The sequence below is a fragment of the Vibrio sp. 2132-1 genome (genome assembly GCF_033344315.1).
Map to the genome: position 1 here is coordinate 1 of NZ_JAWPON010000406.1, position 663 is coordinate 663.

1 pseudogene is annotated in these 663 nt (G+C 51.4%); it reads left to right on the forward strand.

Annotated elements, in window-relative coordinates:
* Positions 1–663, forward strand: a pseudogene (gene vscC, locus R8N47_RS25700) (SctC family type III secretion system outer membrane ring subunit VscC); the annotation flags it as partial.

Here is a 663-nt window from a genome sequence, read left to right on the forward strand (position 1 = left end):
CGAGAACAAAGGGCTGGTATATCTAGCTGGGCCGCCGCGTTACGTTGAGTTGGTGGTGCAAACCGCAGAAGCGTTAGAGAGCCGATTGCTGCAAAAGTCCAATTCGACGGATGAGCTGTTTGTGGAACTCATTCCGCTTAAATATGCCTCAGCAACGGACAGAAGTATCTCGTATCGCGACCAAAGCATTACCGTTCCGGGGATTGCTTCGGTATTGAGCCGTGTGGTTGGCGGTGTTCAAACTCAAATTACGGATTCTGCGTCTGTACAAACATCGCCTGTAAACGGATTACCCGCAGAAGCAGCGAAACCTCGCGGCAAAACTGCGTCTGTGCACGGCGGTGCAACTGTAGAAGCGGAGCCGGGGCTGAATGCGATCATCGTTCGTGATACCCAAGCAAGACTGCCGTTATATCGCAAGCTGGTCGCTCAACTCGATCAGCCACAATCTCGTATCGAGGTTGCGTTATCTATTGTGGACATTAGCGCAAACGATTTACGTCAGCTCGGTGTGGATTGGCGCGCGGGTGTATCGGTTGGAAACAACCGCATTGTCGACATCAAAACAACCGGCGACGTTGATAACGGTGATGTCACATTGGGCAGTGGTCAGAGTTTCAAGTCCTTGTTGGATTCGACCAACTTGAACTACTTGTTGGCACA